This window comes from Micromonospora lupini, assembly GCF_026342015.1.
Taxonomy (GTDB): domain Bacteria; phylum Actinomycetota; class Actinomycetes; order Mycobacteriales; family Micromonosporaceae; genus Micromonospora; species Micromonospora lupini_B.
This window is the reverse complement of sequence record NZ_JAPENL010000002.1, coordinates 1,093,072-1,111,506: the sequence shown is the minus strand read 5'-3', so window position 1 is coordinate 1,111,506 and position 18,435 is coordinate 1,093,072. Positions and strand designations below refer to the sequence as shown.

Below are 18,435 nucleotides of genomic sequence, written 5' to 3'. Positions count from 1 at the left end.
ACGGTGAGATCCGTCGTGAGGATGGTGGCTCTTCTCTCCGCATCTCGCGACGGAGGTCACCGTGCGTCGGTTCCTCGCTCCCCTACTGGGACTCGCGGTGTTGACACCGCTGGTCCCGTCTCAACAGGCGGCCTCGGCCGCCTCCGTCGACCCCTCCCGAACGACCTCCGTCAACCGGCCGGCCGACCCGGGCCGGCCGGCCGACCCGGACCGCATCCTCGATCCCGACCGACGGCTCGGCGCCACCTGGAAGCGTTCCACCGACCGGGTCGTCACCACCTCGTCCGACGAGACCGGCCTGCACGTGCTGGTGGCGGACTCCAAGGAGGCGTACCACTGGCGGACGGCCGCCACGCTCGGCGGACGCGGCCTGCCGACGGACCAGTGGATCGGGCAGGTCTGCCTGACCGGCTCCGGTCGACGCGCGGTGGCGGTCTACGCACCCCGTGAATTCACCAACCGGGAGAACATGCTCAACGCGGGGGCCTTCGCGGCGGTTGTCGACCTGGACACGGGCGCGGTCACCACGTTGCCCGAACGCTACTCCCTGGCCTATCACAATCCCGGTTGCGGGGCGGGGGAGACGGCGGTGCTGTCCCGCCTGGAGCTACCGGCATCGCCGCGAGCCGGCACGGCGGCGCGGACCGTACTGACCACCGTCGACACCCGCAAGCCGCTCGCCGTGCAGAAGACGGTGGAGCCGGGTCAGCTCAGCTCGGCCATCCCCGTCGGTGATGCCATCATCGCCGCCAAGGGTGACGCACTGCTCACCCTCGACCGCCGAGGGGCGGTCCGGGCAACCCTGCGGACCGGAGGATCCCCGTTCCGGTTGATGGCGGACGGCCCCCGGGACGTTGCGCTCCAGGTGGCCCGGGGAGACGAGGTCGATCTCGCCCGGATGGCCGGTGGTCGGCTGGTGCCGGTGGCGACTGTCCCGACGGGCACCGTCAAGCTGCGGGCCGGGGGTGAAGGCCGAGTCTTCGCCGTGGGCGGCCGGGCCGGCGGTCGGCTCGTGGGCAAGCGCCTGCCCTCGCGGTGGAGCACTATCGACGCGCCACCCGACAGCGACGTCTCCCGCACCGGCGACCTGGTGCTGACCAGGGCCGTCACTGGCCGGGAGGCCGCCGGGTCGGTCGCGGGTGCGCCGAGCGACGGGCAGACGGACCGGGTCGACATCAAGGCTCGTCTGCGTACGGGAGGCGATGTCGCCTTCTCGGTACTGCCGCCGAGCGGGGTCGGCGGGCAGACGGCCGCGCCCGCCGGGGCGGCGGGAAAGACGACCACGCTCGCCGACCCGAGCCCGGAGACCGTCGCGTACGACCTCGACGGCTCCTGCGCGGTACGCCGCAACGATCCGGCCATCCAGGTCTACCAGCCGACCCGTGAGCAGGTGGAGTGGGCTGCCGACCTCGCGGTACGTGGACAGTTGACCTTCCAGCGGGCGGCCAACTGGGCGAACAACGGCCTGCCGGCCTACTCGCCGCAGGCAATGTTCCCGTCGACGACGCTCGCCGGTGGAGGCAACGTGCCGGCGCAGGTGTTCCTGGGAATCCTCGCGCAGGAGTCGAACCTGTGGCAGGCCAGTTTCCACGTCGTGGACGGCCTGGCCGGGAATCCGCTGACCAGCCTCGGCTACTACGGGCTGGATCTGGCGAACCCGGACTACACAAAGATCGACTGGACGAAGACCGACTGCGGCTACGGCGTTGGTCAGGTGACCTCCGGGATGCGGAAGAGCGACACCGACCAGTGGATCGCGGGCGTCCAGTGGGACGCGACGAAGCAGAAGGCGGTGGCGCTGGACTACGCGGTGAACGTCGCAGCCGGTCTGCGGATTCTGCAGGACAAGTGGAACCAGACCCGAAACTCCGGGCTGATCGCGAACAACGGTGACGCGAGGTACATCGAGAACTGGTGGTTCGCCATCTGGGCGTACAACACCGGTTTCTACAACCAGATCCCGGCGAGCCCCACCGCGCCGTGGGGGGTGGGCTGGGCCAACAACCCCTCCAACCCCAACTTCCCGGCAGACCGGAAGATGTTCCTGACCCAGCCGTTGGACGTGCCGAGCGCCAACCCTCCGGTGGACGACCAGGTCGGTTACGACAATGCCAAGCACCCGAACCACTGGTCGTATCCGGAGCGGGTGATGGGCTTCGCCTACACCTCGCTGCGCCGCTACAACTACGAGACCGGTAACTACAGTCCGACGTATGCCACGGCGCAGGAGCGCAACAAACTCGTCGCCCAGCCGTCCCGGTTCACCTTCTGTGTGCCGGCCCAGAACGAATGCGACCCGAACGCGTCGGAGGTGCCGGGCGACTATCCGACGGAGGAGCCGGGCCCGTGCACCCGGGACGACCTGAAGTGTTGGTGGCACTCGTCGGTCACCTGGACGGACTGCTCGATCAACTGTGGGCTGGAGAACCGGCGGTACACAAGCGTCGAGCCCCGTCCGTACGGATCCAGCATCTACGATTCGCAGTGCAGTCGGGACGGGTTGCCGAGCAACGCGCTGATCATCGACGACATCGACAGCGCGGTCCCACTCGGCCCTCAGGGCTGCCAGCGGGACTTCACGCCGGCAGGGAAGTTCTCGTTCAGCTATCCCTCCCGTGTCGGGCCGAACAACGTGACCATCTATCCCGGCAAGGTGGACACCCACCAGATCGGTGGCGGGTTCGGCGGTCACTTCTGGCACGCGCACACCCAGAAGTCCGACGCGGCGCCAGAGAAGGTCACCGGGCGATGGACGCCGACCACCCGGCTGAACGGCTGGGCCAAGGTCATGGTGCACATCCCCGACCATGGCGCGCACACCCAGCAGGCGAAGTACGTGATCAACACGGGGGCGGGGCAGAAGGCCCGGTACATCCCCACGCGGACCGAGGAACACCGCTGGGTGACTCTGGGGACTTACCAGTTCTCCAACGCGGGCGCTCAGTCGGTGGAGCTGAACAACATCACCGAGGACGGCAACGGCACCGAGGACATCGCGTGGGACGCTCTCGCGTTCGTCCCCTTGAGCGCCAAGCCACGGCACTTCGTGGTGGCAATGGGTGACTCGTACGGCTCCGGTGAGGGCGTCGGCAGCTACTACTACGAGACGGACAACAACTACGGCAACCACGCGTGGAACGCCTGCCGCCGCAGCACCAAGGCCTGGCCGCTCTTGACCCGCCTTCCCGGTTCGTCGAGTTCGATCTCCAGCCGGCTGGCCGGCCACGACCAGAGTCTTGACTTCCAGAACGTCACCTGCTCCGGATCGACGGCAGCAAAAATGGGCAGCACGAGCACGCCCTACTACTGGCAAGACCCACCCGACGATATCGGCGGGTACGGGTTCGACGCGGAGGGGCAGTTCCGGGAGATGTCCCAGATCGAGTCCGGCGTGCTGGACGGCAACACGACCCTGGTGCTGCTCTCGGCCGGCGGCAACGACGCCAAGTTCCCTCTCACGATGAGCACGTGCGCGGAGGATGCCTGTGACACCGCGGCCTACGAGGCGACCGTCCAGCAGCGGATCGACAACGCACAGCTCGAGGTGCGTCAGTTGATCAACGCGGTGTCCACGAAGGCGCCCAACGCCACCATCATGGTGGTCGGCTATCCCCGCATCTTCGCGAGTTACTACCAGGACTCGTGCGTCTTCAACAGGTACACCGCTGGTGAGATGGCGATGATCAACAGGCTGGCGCTCTACATGCGGGACGCGGAGCGGACGATGGCGGACTCGGCACGCGCCGCCGGGAAGAAGGTGCAATTCACCGACATGGTGGACGGCATGCTCGACCACGGGACGTGCCGCAAGTACGACGCCAGCCACGACATCCTCGTACCTGACGACATCAATGCGCTGGTCGTCGGCCCGGAGGGTGAGGGCGACTTCCAGATGGTCACCGACGACACCTACGCGAACTGCGTCGGCTGGATCACGGCAGGCTTGAACGTCTGCATCAGCCGGGCTTCCTTCCACCCGAAGGACACGGGCGCGGTGACATACGCCAACGCCGTGACGTCACGATTGTCGGCGGTGGGATACAACTGAGTCGATCCGGTGGGCCTGCGTGACGAGCGCGGGCCCACCGGCGTACCTCTGGAGGTGGCGAGTGGCGACGCGGCGGCCGGCCCAGCGGTCCTGGGCCCCGGCGGTGCTGGTGGCCGTGCTGGCGCTTGCCCTTGGTGGCGTCACCGTGGCGATCGAGGTGGGGAGCCGGCGACTGGCCGCGGACAGCCACGCGGAGGAGGCCGCGGCCGAAGCCGCCGTGACCCGTGACGCCCAGGCGTACGGCGCAGCGGTGGTCGCCACCGGCGACCCGGCGCCGACCGACGAACGGTTGGCGGCGGCCGCGGAGGGTGCCCAGGTCCAGGTTCGGCAGGTGCACCGGACTCCCGACCTGGTGGTGGTCGTGTACGGGTCCGCCCCGGTCGGCACGTTGTTCGGAGCGAGCTACGTGGACGCCTGCCACCGCGTGAGCTTCCACGACTTGGGCACGGCCACGGCGGGTTCGGCCGTCGAGCGGCTTGCCGATTGCCCACCACCCGTCGCCAGGCCGTCGCCCTCCTGACACGCCCCGAGGCCGTCGACACCCGGAGTCGACGGCTGGCGTCGTGGCGTCGGATTGATGTGTCGCTCCAGGTATTCGCCGTGCTGTCGACTGTCAGACGTCCGCACAAGGTGTCGGCTTGGTAGCGATTGCCTGACGGCCGTTCCTCTTTACGTGTGACATGTCATAGCCTCCCGCACACGGACCGAGCCACAGCTCGGCGTGGTCATGCGCATGACAGAGGTGAGAGATGCAGGCGAGAAGGCTTAAAGCGGCCGTGGCCATCGCGGCCGTTGCCGCTCTGGCGGTCGGCGCGGCCGGCTGCGCGAAGAGCGAGCGCGACGGCGACAGTGGCGAGGCCAAGACTGGCGGCACCTTCATCTTCGCGGGTGCCGGTGACCCGAAGAACTTCGATCCGATCTTCAACGACGACGGTGAGTCGTTCCGGCCGGTCCGGCAGATGTTCGACACCCTGGTGAGCCACAAGCCGGGCACCGCGGAGCTGCAGGGCGGCCTGGCCGAGAGCTGGGAGCACGACCCGGACGGCAAGGTCTGGACGTTCAAGCTGCGCCAGGGCGTGAAGTTCCACGACGGCACCCCGTTCAACGCTGCCGCGGTCTGCTTCAACTTCGACCGCTGGTACAACATGAAGGGCGCTGCCGCCCAGTCCCAGATGATCTACTACATGGACACCTTCGGCGGGTTCGCCAAGAACGAGGCCGAGGGTGCCGGCGAGTCGATCTACAACAAGTGCGAGGCCAAGGACGACGGAACCGCCGTCCTGACCCTGAACAAGTACAAGGGTGCCTTCCCCGGCGCCTTCGCGCTGACCTCGCTGTCGATCGCGAGCCCCGAGGCGCTGAAGAAGTACGACGCCAACACGGTGAAGCAGAACGGCGACTCGTTCGAGTACAGCGCGTTCGCCACCACCAACCCGGTCGGCACCGGCCCGTTCACCTTCGGTGGCTGGGACAAGGCCAAGAACGAGATCACCCTGAACCGGAACCCGGACTACTTCGGTGACAAGGCCAAGGTCGACAAGGTGATCATCAAGATCATCAAGGACGAGAGCACCCGTAAGCAGGAGCTCCGCGCCGGCACGGTCCAGGGCATCGACTTCCCGGCCCCGGCCGACCGCAAGGCGCTGGAGGGCGAGGGCTTCCAGGTCATCAACCGCCCGGCGTTCAACGTCCTCTACCTGGGCCTCAACCAGAAGAACCCGAAGCTCAAGGACCTGCGGGTGCGCCAGGCGATCGCCTACGCGCTCAACCGCCAGCAGCTGGTGCAGACCAAGGGCCCGGGTGGCGCGAAGGTCGCCGACGAGTTCATGCCGGACACCGTGCTCGGCTACGCCCCGGACGTGCAGAAGTACGAGTACAACCCGGACAAGGCCAAGCAGCTGCTCAAGGACGCCGGCGCCGAGGGTCTGACGCTTAACTTCTACTACCCGCCGGACGTCTCCCGGCCGTACATGCCGAACCCGCAGGAGATCTTCACCGTCCTCGCCAACGACCTCCAGGCCGTGGGCATCAAGGTCAACGGTGTGCCTCGCCCGTGGAACGGTGGCTTCAAGGACGACGTGCAGCAGTTCGGCAAGCAGGACCTGCACATCCTCGGCTGGACCGGTGACTACAACGACCCGGGCAACTTCGTCGGCACGTTCTTCGGCCGCGCCAAGGTCGAGTTCGGCGACCAGTCGATGACCGAGATGTTCGAGGCGATCACCAAGGCCGACGCCACCGTCGACGACGCTGGCAAGAAGGCGGCCTGGGAGCAGGTCAACCGGGACATCGCCGCCAAGTGGCTGCCGGCCGTGCCGCTCTGGCACGCCCCGCCGGCCATCGTCGTCACCAAGGATGTCAAGGGCATGGTGGCCAGCCCCCTTACCGACGAGCGATTCAACACGGTAAGCGTCGGCAAGTGACGTCCCTCGGCTGAGGCCGTAGGCGTGATCGGCCCGGGTCCGGGGTTCCTCCCGGCCCGGGCCGATCCGCGATTCATCGAGAGTCTGGTGTGTGAGAGATGTTGCGAGTCATAGTCCGCCGGCTGTTGCAGCTGGTGGTGACCCTGATGGCGCTGTCGGCGCTGATCTTCATCTGGCTGCGGAACCTGCCCGGTGGCCCCGTCGAGGCGCTGCTCGGCGAGCGGGCCACGCCCGAGCGCCGGGCCCTGCTGACCAAGGCGCTCGGCTACGACCAGCCGATCCTGGTGCAGTACGGCAAGTTCATGCAGCGCGTGCTGACCGGCGATTTCGGCAACTCGATACGGACCGGTGACCCGGTCACCGAGGTCATCAGCCGCGCCTTCCCGGCCACCATCGAGCTGGCCCTCGTCGCGATGATCATTGCCGTCGGCCTCGGGGTGCCACTCGGCTACCTCGCCGCCCGCTGGCGTGGACGTTGGCCGGACAACCTCACCATCGCCGGCACCCTGCTCGGCATCTCCATCCCGATCTTCTTCCTGGGCTACCTGCTCAAGGACGTCTTCACGCAGAACATCCACTGGTTCCCGCCGTCCGGGCGGCTCACCACGGGTCTGGACAACACCCACGTCACCGGCTTCTTCGTGCTCGACGGGCTGCTCACCAGGGAGTTCGACGCCAGTGCCGACGCGCTGTGGCACCTGATCCTGCCGGCGATCACGCTCGCCACCATCCCGCTGGCGGTGATCGTGCGGATCACCCGGGCCAGCGTGCTCGACGTCCTCAACGAGGACTACGTGCGGACCGCCGAGGCGAAGGGCCTGCGGCACCGCACCATCCGTGGCCGACACATCCTGCGCAACGCGCTGCTCCCGGTGGTCACCACCATCGGCCTGCAGACCGGCGCGCTCCTCTCCGGCGCGGTGCTCACCGAGAAGGTCTACAACTGGGGTGGCATCGGCACGCTGATCACCGACTCGATCACCGGCGGCCGGGACTACCCGGTGCTTCAGGCGATCATCCTGCTCGCCGCGTTGGTCTTCGTGGTGGTCAACCTGCTGGTCGACCTCTCCTACGCCTTCATCGACCCCAGGGTGCGTGTGCGATGAGTGACCCCATCACCCAGGCCGGAGCGCCGACGCCCCGCAGCGGGAACGACAAGCCCGCCAGTGGGGACGACACGCCCCGCCCCGGCATGAGCGAGCGCAGCATAGGCGTGCTCGGCGACCGGAAGAAGGCACGGCTGGAGGAGCTGGCCCGCGCCAGCGCGTCCGGCCGCGGTGGCGTCAGCCTCGTCCGCGACGCCGTGCGCCGGCTGCGGCGCAACCCGGTCGCCATCGTCGGCGCCAGCATCGTCGGACTGTTCATCCTGGTGGCCATCTTCGCCCCGCTGATCGCCCCGCACGATCCGGTGCAGCGCTTCGACGAGCTGACGAAGAACCTCACAGTGGACAGCATCCCGGGCTCCAGCAGCGAATTCCCGTTCGGCTCCGACCCGCTCGGCCGGGACTTCCTGTCCCGGATGATCTACGGCGCCCGGCAGACGCTGTTCGTGGGTGTGCTCGCCACCCTCATCGGTCTGGCACTCGGCGTGCTGATCGGCGCGGTCGCCGGCGCGTTCGGCGGATGGGTAGACGTCGTCCTGATGCGACTCACCGACGTGATGCTTGCCCTGCCGAGCCTGCTGCTGGCGATCACCCTGGTCGCGATGGCCAGCCGGTCGAGCCAGTGGACTGTCATCTTCGCGGTGGCCATCGTCAACGTGCCGATCTTCGCCCGACTGCTGCGCGGCTCGATGCTGGCCCAGCGGGAGAGCGACCACGTGCTCGCCGCCCGCGCGCTCGGCGTCAAGCAGCGCAACATCGTGCTGCGGCACATGCTGCCCAACTCGCTGACCGCCGTCATCGTGCAGGCGACCCTGACCTTCGCGGTGGCCATCCTGGACGCCGCGGCGCTCTCCTTCCTGGGCCTCGGCGACCCGGACATCAACCGTGCCGAGTGGGGCCTGATGCTCGGCGTGGACGGTCAGCGCTACTTCGAGGTCCGTCCGGAGCTGGCGTACTTCCCGGCGCTCGCGATCATCGTGGTCGCGCTCGGCTTCACCCTGCTGGGTGAGGCGATGCGCGAGGCGATCGACCCGAAGAACCGGCGGTGACCGCGGTGCGCGTAACAAGCACGGCCGGCGTGAGTCGGCGAGAGGAAGTGACCCGATGAGCCTGCTCGACGTCCGTGACCTGAGCGTCGTGTTCCAGCGGCGGGGCGAGCGGCCCTTCACCGCAGTCGACAAGGTCAGCTTCACCGTGGAGCCGGGGCAGACCGTCGGCCTGGTCGGCGAATCCGGCTGCGGCAAGAGCGTGACCAGCCTGGCTATCATGGGCCTGCTGCCCAAGCGGGGCAACAAGGTCAGTGGCGAGGTGCTCTTCGACGGCACCGACCTGCTGAAGCTGCGACCGGACGACATGCGCGACAGGCGTGGCCGCGAGATCAGCATGATCTTCCAGGACCCGCTGTCGTCGTTGAACCCGGTCATCCCGATCGGCGTCCAGGTGGCCGAGGTGCTGGAACGCCACCAGGGCCGGGACCGCAAGCAGGCGCTGCGGGAGGCGCGGGACCTGCTCGACGCCGTCGGGATTCCCGACCCGCAACGGCGGCTCAGCGAGTACCCGCACCAGATCTCCGGCGGGATGCGCCAGCGCGCGCTGATCGCCATCGCGCTGGCCTGCAAGCCTCGACTGCTGATCGCCGACGAGCCGACCACCGCGCTCGACGTGACCATCCAGGCGCAGATCCTCACCCTGCTCAAGCAGTTGGTCGACGACACCGGCACCGCACTCGTGATGATCACGCACGACCTGGGCGTGGTGGCCGGGCTCTGTGACACCGTCAACGTGCTCTACGGCGGCAAGGTCGTGGAGCGGGCCCGCCGGCACGAGCTGTTCGCGCACGCCCGGCACCCGTACACCCACGGGCTGCTCAACTCGGTGCCACGGCTGGACTCTCCGCGCGGTGAGCGGCTGCACGCCATCCGCGGGTCGGTCTCCGACAACATCCCGTGGACCGAGGGGTGCGCGTTCGCCCCGCGCTGCGACAACGTCGTGGACGCGTGCCTTGAGGGGCCGCCGCCGCTCGAACCCACCGCCACCGGCGGCGACCTGCGCTGCAACAACCCCGTTTCCGAGGAGGTGGCGGTCCGATGACCGAACAGACCGGACCCCTTGTCGAACTGCGCGACCTCAAGGTCCACTTCCCGATCAAGAGCGGCCTGCTCTTCGACCGGACCGTCGGGTACGTCTACGCGGTGGACGGCGTGTCGCTGAGCATCCGCAAGGGCGAGACGTACGGCCTGGTCGGCGAGTCGGGCTGCGGCAAGTCGACGCTGGGCCGCGGCCTGCTCCGGCTCGTCGAGCCCACCGAGGGCGAGATCGTCTTCGACGGCACCGACGTCCGCTCGCTCAAGGGCGAGGCGATGCGGCACGCCCGCCGCCGCATGCAGATGATCTTCCAGGATCCGCTCTCCAGCCTCGACCCTCGTCAGTCGGTGGAGTCGCTGCTCGTGGAGGGCCTGAAGGCCCACGGGCTGGCCGGCGACAAGGCCGAGACGAACCGGCGGCTGCGCGAGACGCTGGAGGCGGTGGGCCTGCCCGCGTCGGCCCTCAGCAAGTACCCGCACGAGTTCTCCGGTGGTCAGCGCCAGCGGATCGGCATCGCCCGGGCCCTGGTGCTCAACCCGGACCTGATCGTCGCCGACGAGCCGGTCTCCGCACTCGACGTGTCGATCCAGGCGCAGGTGCTCAACCTGCTCGAGGACCTGCAGAACGAGCGGGGCCTGACGTACCTGATCATCGCGCACGACCTGGCGGTGGTCCGGCACATCGCCGACACGGTGGGCGTCATGTACCTGGGTGGTCTGGTGGAGGAGGCGTCCAGCGACGACCTCTACCGCGAGCCGATGCACCCGTACACCCGGGCGCTGATGTCCGCGGTCCCGGTGCCCGACCCCGTCGTCGAGGACCGTCGGGAGCGCATCCTGCTCGCCGGCGACCTGCCCTCGCCCACCAACCCGCCGTCGGGCTGCCGGTTCCACACCCGGTGCCCGTGGGCGCAGCCGACCCGCTGCGCCGAGGAGCGGCCGGCGCTGCGCGACGTGGTCGACGGGCACCGGGTGGCCTGCCACTTCGCCGAGGACATCGCCGCCGGCCGGATCCGGCCGCACGAGGTCGAGGTGGAGCTGGTCCGCCCGGCCGAGGGCACCGGCCCGCTCGACCCGCCGGGCGAGTTGATCCCGACACCGTGACGACGCAGTGAGGTGATCCCGACGCCGTGACGAGCATTGGGGTGATCCGGCGCCGTGACGACATCGGGGGCCGTCCTGTCGACAGGACGGCCCCCGGTGGCACGGGTCGACGGCTGTGGCGTCAGCCCTCCGGGCGGTGCAGCAGGGCCACCGCCACGGCGTGCACCGCGTCAAGCCCCGCCGGGTCGCCGAGCGGGACCGAGCCGCCTGTCACCGCGTACCACTCGTCCGCGTCCTTGTACTGCACCCGCAGCGTGACCTTGCCGTCGGCGTACTCGGTGCGCAGGGTCAGCTCGCCGGTGACCACCCCGACCTCGTCGGTCATCACCCCGCCCGGACCGGGCACGATGTCGGCAGTGCGGCTCTGCGCGCCACCCGCGCCGTCGGTGTCCGCGACCATGCCGGCCCCCGGCACCGCGGCCGAGGTGTCGGCCGTGCCGTCGGCGGTCATCCCGGCCGTGGCCGGCGCGGCGCCTGTGGCAGCTCCCTCGCTCATCTACAGCCCTCCAGCATGTCGGTCAGGGCGGCCTTCTCGGCACTTGTCACCGTCAGCCGCCAGTGGTGCTTGACCGTCACCCAGTCTTTGGCGTACTGGCACCAGTACGACCGGTTCGCCGGTTTCCACTGGGACGGGTCCTGGTCACCCTTTGCCCGATTGGAGGACGCGGAAACCGCGAGGAGCTGCGGCCGGGTCGTGTCGTTGGCGAAGTCGCCGCGCTTCGCGTCGTCCCACTCGTCGGCGCCCGAGCGCCACGCGTTGGCCAACGGCACCATGTGGTCGATGTCCACGTCGGAGGGGTCGGTGGCGCTGCGGCCGTCGTACGCGCTCTCCCAGCGACCGCCGACGACGTTGCAGCCGGACAGCTTCACGTCCTTGCCGTCGCGTTGCAGGATGCTGTCCCGCACGTCGCAGTTCTTCCCGGTGTTCCGCCAGTGCGGGAAGCGGTCCCGGCTGTAGCCCTTCATCGAGGCGGCGTTGGCGACTGTCAGCTGGCCCAGCTGCTGTGCCGCGTTGCCGCCGTCAGTCGGTGGGGGCGGCGCTCCCGTCTCGTCCGGAGGGACGCAACCGGCTACGCCGAGCGCCAGCGCCGCGACGAGCGCGGTCACCGCCGCGCGCGGTCCTGATCTGGTACGCACAGACGACACCTCTCCAGCTTGCGGGCTCCCGGCGATTGCGCACAGTACCCGGGCACGGTTTCGGCGTTTCGCGGCGTCTCCCACATCCTGCAAGGCAGATTGGTGGGATGACCACAGCCGTACCGTCGCCCGCTCTTAGAATGGGCACCGCCGCCGGCCGGGGGACGCTGCTCGCCGCGGTGCTCGCCTCCGGCATGGTCTTCCTCGACAGCACAGTCGTCAACGTGGCGCTGCCGAAACTCGGCCAGGATCTCGGGGCCGACGTCGCCGATCTGCAGTGGACCGTGAACGGCTACCTGCTGATGCTGGCGGCGTTCGTGCTGCTCGGCGGTGCGCTCGGGGACCGCTTCGGCCGACGACGGATCTTCCTGATCGGGGTGGTGTGGTTCACCCTGGCGTCGGTGCTGTGCGGGTTGTCCCAGGGCACCGGTTGGCTGATCGGGGCCCGGTTCCTCCAGGGCGCCGGCGGCGCGCTGCTCACCCCGGGCTCCCTGTCGGTGCTCCAGGCCAGCTTCCACCCGGACGACCGGGGGAAGGCCATCGGCGCCTGGGCCGGGCTGTCCGGTGTGTCCACCGCGCTGGGCCCGTTCCTCGGTGGCTGGCTGATCGACGCGCTGTCGTGGCGGTGGATCTTCTTCCTGAACGTGCCGATCGCCGTGCTCGTGGTGCTTGCCACCGTCCGCTGGGTGCCGGAGAGCCGGGACGAGAACGCCTCCCGGACGCAGGGGCCGGGCCGGACGCGACGCCGGTTCGACGTCGCCGGGGCGCTGCTCGGCGCGCTCGCGCTCGCCGGTGTCACGTACGCCCTGATCGATGCGCCCGCGCGGGGGTTCGCCTCGGCGTCGGTGCTGATCGCCGCACTGGTCGGGTTGCTGGCCGCGGTGGCCTTCGTGCTCGTGGAACGGCGGCGCGGCGACACGGCGATGCTGCCCACCGGGCTGTTCGGCAGCCGGCTCTTCTCAGTCCTGAACATCTTCACGGTCGTGGTCTACGCGGCGCTCAACGGGTTCACGTTCTTCTTCGCCGTCTACCTGCAGAACGTGGTCGAGTGGTCGGCCTTCCGCACCGGGATCGCGCTGCTGCCGATGACTGTGCTGCTGCTCGTCGGGTCGGCGCGGGCGGGCGCGCTGTCGGCGCGGATCGGACCCCGGCTGCCGCTGGCCGTCGGGCCGGTGGTGGCCGCGGCCGGTCTGCTGCTGCTGCGCGGCGTCGGCCCGGGAGCGTCGTACTTGACCGACGTGCTGCCCGGGGTGCTGCTCTTCGGCCTCGGTCTGACCCTGGTGGTGGCGCCGCTCACCGCGTCGGTGCTCGCGGCCGTCGAGGACCGGTTCTCCGGGGTGGCAAGCGGCTTCAACAACGCCGCGTCCCGCGCGGGCGGTCTGCTCGCGGTGGCCGCGCTGCCGCTGCTCGTCGGTCTCTCCGGCGGCGGGTACGAGCAGAAGACCGAGCTGACCGACGCGTTCCGGGGAGCGCTTGCCTGGTGCGCGGGACTGCTGCTGGCCGGCGCGGTGCTGGCCCTCGTGCTGGTGCACCGGCCGCCCCGGGCGGCCCCGCCGTCGCAGCCCTGTCACTCGATGCCGGCCGCCACACCCCCGGCCCGCCGGGGCTGAGGGAGGGCAGCGGGTGCCCTCCCTCAGCCAGGTCAGCCGCGGGCGCGGTTGACGGCGCTGGTGACCGCCTTGATCGACGCGGTGACGATGTTGGCGTCGGTGCCGACACCCCAGACCGTCCGACCGTCCACCTCGCACTCCACATAGGCGGCGGCCTGCGCGTCCCCACCGGAGGACAGCGCGTGCTCGTGGTAGTCGAGCACCCGGACGGCCACCCCTACCGACTGGAGCGCGTTGACGTACGCGTCGATCGGGCCGTTGCCGACCGCGGCGAGCGAGCGCTGCTCACCGCCCACGCCGACCTGTGCCTCGATCTCGACCTTGCCGTCGCTGGTGCCGATCGTGTAGCCGCCGAACCGGACGGCCGGGTTCGGCTGGTGGTCGAGCAGGTAGTGCGTCGCGAAGATCTCCCACATGGCGCGCGGGTCGACCTCTCCGCCGTCGTGGTCGGTGACCTGCTGCACGACGCCGGAGAACTCGATCTGGAGCCGGCGGGGCAGGTCCAGTTGGTGCTCGCTCTTCATGATGTACGCGACGCCGCCCTTGCCGGACTGCGAGTTGACCCGGATGACCGCCTCGTAGGTGCGGCCCAGGTCCTTCGGGTCGATCGGCAGGTACGGAACCGCCCAGGTGTGTTCGTCCATCGGCACGCCGGCGGCCTTCGCGTCGGCGGCGAGGGCGTCGAAGCCCTTCTTGATGGCGTCCTGGTGGGAGCCGGAGAAGGCGGTGTAGACCAGGTCGCCCGCGTACGGGTGGCGCTCGTGCACAGGCAGTTGGTTGCAGTATTCGACGGCTCGCCGGATCTCGTCGATGTTCGAGAAGTCGATCATCGGGTCGATGCCCTGGGAGAAGAGGTTGAGGCCCAGCGTCACCAGGTCGACGTTGCCGGTGCGCTCGCCGTTGCCGAACAGGCAGCCCTCGATCCGGTCCGCGCCGGCCAGCAGGCCCAGCTCGGCGGCGGCCACGCCGGTGCCCCGGTCGTTGTGCGGGTGCAGGCTCAGGATCACGCTGTCGCGGCGCGGCAGGTGCCTGTGCATCCACTCGATCGAGTCGGCGTACACGTTCGGGGTGGCCATCTCGACCGTGGCCGGCAGGTTGATGATCAGCGGCCGGTCCGGCGTCGGGTCGATCACGTCGATCACCCGGGAGCAGACCTCCAGGGCGTACTCCAGCTCGGTGCCCGTGTACGACTCCGGCGAGTACTCGTAGAAGATCTCCGTGTCCGGGGTGTGGATCTCCGCGTACTTCTGGCAGAGCCGCGCGCCGGTGGTGGCGATGTCGGCGATGCCGTCGCGGTCCAGGCCGAAGACCACCCGCCGCTGGAGGGTGGAGGTCGAGTTGTAGAAGTGCACGATGGCCCGCTTCGCGCCGCGCAGCGACTCGAACGTCCTGTCGATCAGGTGCTCCCGGCACTGGGTGAGCACCTGGATGGTGACGTCGTCCGGGATCATGTCGTCTTCGATGAGCTGCCGGACGAAGTCGAAGTCGGTCTGGCTGGCCGACGGGAACCCGACCTCGATCTCCTTGTAGCCCATCTGCACGAGCAGCTGGAACATCCGCCGCTTGCGCTCGGGCGACATCGGGTCGATAAGCGCCTGGTTGCCGTCGCGCAGGTCCACGGCGCACCAGCGCGGCGCGGCGTCGACGGTGCGGGTGGGCCAGGTGCGGTCCGGCAGGTCGACCCGGAACTGCTCCCGGTACGGCTGGTAGCGGCTGTACGGCATCCGGCTGGGGCGCTGCCTGGCGATCGGATCGGTCTCGGCGTCGGTGACAGGTTGAGCCATCTCAGAGTGCTCCCTGGAACATGTGGCGTCAGCAGATCGGAAGGTGTCGGCGCGCTGCCGGGCGACGATGCGCGGCGGCGCCGAGAAGAAACTCGGATGTGCTGGACGGCGCGAAGCGACTCCGCGACGAGGTGCCGGCCGGTCAGGCCTCGTCGCGGCGGCTAAGGAGAAGAAGCGCCCGCCACATGACCAGGTCACCCTACGTGATGGAGGGGAGGGTGGAAAGGCTGGTCCGGACTATGGGACCGGTGTCATGTCCGGCTCCGGGGCCTCGGCACCCAGCCTCGGCGTCCGTTGCGCCCAGGCCACCGCGGGCACGATCGCCACCGCTACCAGCACGAAGATCGCTGCCGTCGGTAACCAGCCCCACCCGCCGGTGGTCACCCCGAGCGCGGTCAGCCCGGCCGGGGCGATCAGGTACTGGAGCTGCACGCCGAGCCCGAGCGCCCCCACGTACGCGCCGCGCTCGCCGGCCGGCGGCAGGGTGGCGGTGAGCCCCCAGGTGCCCGCCGACTCGATCAGCTCGGCCAGGATCAGCAGCAACGCGGCTGCCACCAGCACCACGACGGTGAGCGGACCCCGGGTCATCCCGGAGATCGGCAGAACCAGGCAGGCCACGGCGACCAGCAGCCCACCCCGGCGGGAGGCCCGTGCCGCGCCCGCCGCGGTGTCCGTGCCCCGGCTGACGCGTACCTGGAGCAGCACGATCAGGATCGTGTTGAGCAGCACCAGAGCGGCGATCACCGTCTTCGGGGCGTCGGTGTGGGTGAGGATCCACAGCGGCAGGACCGTCAGGTAGAGCACCTGGTGCGCGGTGAGCAGCCCGGACAGCAGGGACACCGCCATGAACGGGCGGTCCCGCAGCGCGGCGAGCCGGCTCATCGGCTCCGCTCGTCGGGCCACCTGCGGCAGCCGGGGCAGTCGCCGCACGAAGAGGGCGGTCACGAGAAAGACCGTCGCGATGAACCAGACCATTCCCCGGTACGCGGTGATCGTGTCCACCGCCAGCACCACGCCACTGATCACTGCGCCGAGTCCGAAGCCGACGTTCAGCGACGAGCGCTGGTACGCCATCGCGGTGACCCGTTCGGCCGGCGGGAGCGCGTTGATCGAGTAGACCTGCCGGGCCACGCCGACGGCGGAGTCCACGCCGGCCAGCGCCACCACCACGGCGAGGAAGCCGGCGAAGCCGCCCACGAAGGGGTACGTCGCGAACAGCGCCGCGTTCAGCACCAGCCCGACCACCCAGACCCGCTGCGGGCCGTACCTGTCGGTCAGCCCGCCCAGCGGCACCGTGCCCAGCAGCGACACCCCCGCCGCGATGGACAGCCCCAACCCGACCTGGGCGGCGCTGAGCCCGAGCGCCCGGGTGAAGAAGACGGCGCTGCCGGCGTGGAACAGCCCGCTGCCAACGGCGTAGATCATTGCCTGCACGGCCAGGGCGCGGGTCAACCCGGCAGGCGGTACGACGTCTCGAACGGCGGTACGGATGGTGTCTCTGGTCCCCATGGCGAGGAAGTGAACAGTGCCCCCACGAGGTCGGTCGAGCCTTTTAGGCTGGACCGAATCCTGCGTCCGGGGGTGCGTGTGTCGGAGTTGCGGTTCAGCTTGGCCGACGTGGCGGGAGTGCGGCTCGTCGTGTCACCGGCCAACGAGACGGTCATGAGCATGTGGGCGCTCGCCGACCCGGTGCGCCACGCCGTGCACCTGCCGTGGATCGACCGCGCCCGCGTCACCCTGCGTCGTCCCGAGGTGGCCGACCGGGTCCGACCGCTTGTGGACCTGACCCGGCCACAGCGCTGGCTGCCCGACTTCCTCACCCCGGCGGCCCTGCCCACCATGGGGATGGCCGAGCAGCTCGACCAGATCGCGGCAACACCACCGGCAGTGGTGGTCCGGGATCTGCTGGCGACCACCCCGAACCGGCCGTTGAGCCCGTTCGGGCGGGCGCTGCTCGCCGATCCCCGCGGGCTGTTGCCGCAGCTCGTCGACGCGGTGCGGGTCTGGTACGAGGAGGCGATCGCCCCGGACTGGCCGCGGATGCGCGCGTTGCTCGACGCCGACGTGGCGTACCGGGCCGCCCAGCTCGCCGAGGGCGGCGCCGGTCGGTTCTTCGAGCAGCTCCACCCGAGCCTGCGTTGGCTCGGCGACCGGGTGGTCAGCGACGACCCGTTCGAGCGGGACTTCGACCTCCGCGGGCGCGGGTTGGCGCTGAATCCGGGCGTGTTCGCCAACCGGCGGGTGCTGTGGAACCTGCTGGAGGACTCGATGCCGGCCGGGGCGTACCCGGTCCGGGCCGTCGGGACGTTCTGGGAGGGGGCCGCGCGGCCGTCCGGCGACCCACTGGCCCGGGTGATCGGCCCGGGACGAGCCGCGCTGCTGGACCTGCTCGACACGGCGACCACCACCAGCGACCTGGCACGACTCACCGGCATGTCCGCCGGTAACGTCTCCCAGCACCTGGCCGCGCTGCACGCCGCCGGCCTTGTCGATCGGTCCCGACAGGGTCGGCACGTGCTCTACCGCAACACCGACGCCGCAATGGTCCTGCTGCGCGCCAGCCGGGGTGGCTGACCCGATCAGGCGAGCAGCAGGTCGGCGACCGGCCGGCGGTGCCGCAGGCCGGTTTCCCGGGCGCGCAGCTCGGCCGGGAGGGCGAAGGGATCTCCGAGCCGACCGACGGCGGCGACCACAAGCGGTCGGACGCCGCCGGGCAGGTCGAGTTCGGTGGCGAGGCCGGCCCGGTCGAAGCGGACGAGCTGGCGGACGTGCAGGCCGAGCGCCGTGGCCTGCAGTGTCAGGTGTGCCATCGCCTGACCGAGGTCGTACGCGGCCCGCTCGGCGTCGTCTCCGGTGTGCGCGCCGACCACCAGGGTTGCGGCGTTCCGGGCCCAGCCCTGGTCGTCGGCGGGGAGGCTGATCAGGATCCGTTTCCAGTTCCTGTCGTCCCGGTGGCCGAGGGCGAACCGCCAGGGCTGCCCGTTGTCCGCCGACGGCGCCCACCGCGCGGCCTCCAGCAGCGAGGCCGCCTCGTCCGAGGTCAGGGTGGCGCTCGGGTCGAAGGCCCGAGGGCTCCAGCGGAAGGCGAGCAGCGGAGTCAGGTCAGCCATGCCGAGGATCGTCCCGTATGGGCGATTCGTCA

At 69.9% G+C, this 18,435-nt stretch carries 14 protein-coding genes; 9 read left to right on the top strand and 5 right to left on the bottom strand.

The genetic code is table 11. From position 1 onward, the window contains the following. Positions 1-61 precede the first annotated feature (61 nt). From OOJ91_RS20010 to OOJ91_RS19980, 7 genes are all read left to right on the top strand, one after another. Positions 62-4,048: a golvesin C-terminal-like domain-containing protein gene (locus OOJ91_RS20010; protein WP_266247058.1), complete on the top strand. Its 3,987-nt coding sequence runs from the start codon at positions 62-64 to the stop codon at positions 4,046-4,048. A gap of 61 nt (positions 4,049-4,109) precedes the next feature. After that, entirely contained in the window at positions 4,110-4,568 is a 459-nt protein-coding gene (locus OOJ91_RS20005; RefSeq protein ID WP_266247057.1) for a hypothetical protein, read from the top strand. 229 nt (positions 4,569-4,797) lie between these two features. Then, entirely contained in the window at positions 4,798-6,471 is a 1,674-nt protein-coding gene (locus OOJ91_RS20000; protein ID WP_266247056.1) for an ABC transporter substrate-binding protein, read from the top strand. A gap of 98 nt (positions 6,472-6,569) precedes the next feature. Continuing rightward, entirely contained in the window at positions 6,570-7,577 is a 1,008-nt protein-coding gene (locus OOJ91_RS19995; RefSeq protein ID WP_266247053.1) for an ABC transporter permease, read from the top strand. Positions 7,578-7,663: 86 nt separating this feature from the next. Continuing rightward, positions 7,664-8,623, top strand: coding sequence for an ABC transporter permease (locus OOJ91_RS19990; protein ID WP_439117121.1), 960 nt, complete (start codon positions 7,664-7,666; stop codon positions 8,621-8,623). Positions 8,624-8,678: 55 nt separating this feature from the next. Beyond that, positions 8,679-9,665, top strand: coding sequence for an ABC transporter ATP-binding protein (locus OOJ91_RS19985; RefSeq protein WP_266247051.1), 987 nt, complete (start codon positions 8,679-8,681; stop codon positions 9,663-9,665). After that, a complete protein-coding gene (locus tag OOJ91_RS19980) occupies positions 9,662-10,762 on the top strand; it encodes an ABC transporter ATP-binding protein (protein ID WP_266247050.1) in 1,101 nt (366 codons plus the stop codon). Before OOJ91_RS19985 ends, OOJ91_RS19980 begins: the two co-directional genes overlap by 4 nt. Positions 10,763-10,883: 121 nt before the next feature. Here the strand turns inward: OOJ91_RS19980 and OOJ91_RS19975 are convergent, their stop codons facing one another. Both OOJ91_RS19975 and OOJ91_RS19970 read right to left on the bottom strand, forming a co-directional pair. After that, positions 10,884-11,258, bottom strand: coding sequence for a hypothetical protein (locus OOJ91_RS19975; RefSeq protein WP_266247047.1), 375 nt, complete (start codon positions 11,256-11,258; stop codon positions 10,884-10,886). Next, the gene (locus OOJ91_RS19970) at positions 11,255-11,899 is read right to left on the bottom strand and encodes an HNH endonuclease family protein (RefSeq protein ID WP_266247046.1); all 645 of its coding nucleotides are present in this window, start codon (positions 11,897-11,899) and stop codon (positions 11,255-11,257) included. Before OOJ91_RS19970 ends, OOJ91_RS19975 begins: the two co-directional genes overlap by 4 nt. Positions 11,900-12,006: 107 nt before the next feature. Here OOJ91_RS19970 and OOJ91_RS19965 point away from each other — a divergent pair, with 107 nt between their 5' ends. Further along, on the top strand, positions 12,007-13,509 hold the full coding sequence (locus OOJ91_RS19965; RefSeq protein WP_266247044.1) for an MFS transporter: 1,503 nt from the start codon (positions 12,007-12,009) through the stop codon (positions 13,507-13,509). Positions 13,510-13,541: 32 nt separating this feature from the next. Here the strand turns inward: OOJ91_RS19965 and leuA are convergent, their stop codons facing one another. Next, positions 13,542-15,293: a 2-isopropylmalate synthase gene (leuA, locus tag OOJ91_RS19960; protein ID WP_266247041.1), complete on the bottom strand. Its 1,752-nt coding sequence runs from the start codon at positions 15,291-15,293 to the stop codon at positions 13,542-13,544. A gap of 237 nt (positions 15,294-15,530) precedes the next feature. Then, positions 15,531-16,802, bottom strand: coding sequence for an MFS transporter (locus tag OOJ91_RS19955; protein WP_266247039.1), 1,272 nt, complete (start codon positions 16,800-16,802; stop codon positions 15,531-15,533). A 108-nt stretch (positions 16,803-16,910) separates the two neighbouring features. Between OOJ91_RS19955 and OOJ91_RS19950 the strand changes: the two genes are divergently transcribed. After that, positions 16,911-17,867 (top strand): ArsR/SmtB family transcription factor, encoded by a 957-nt coding sequence (locus tag OOJ91_RS19950; RefSeq protein ID WP_266247038.1) that lies wholly within the window; start codon positions 16,911-16,913, stop codon positions 17,865-17,867. Between the two features lie 5 nt (positions 17,868-17,872). Here OOJ91_RS19950 and OOJ91_RS19945 read toward each other — a convergent pair whose 3' ends face one another. Next, complete coding sequence (locus tag OOJ91_RS19945) at positions 17,873-18,403, bottom strand: nitroreductase family protein (RefSeq protein ID WP_266247037.1); 531 nt, start codon at positions 18,401-18,403, stop codon at positions 17,873-17,875. Between the last annotated feature and the right edge of the window lie 32 nt (positions 18,404-18,435).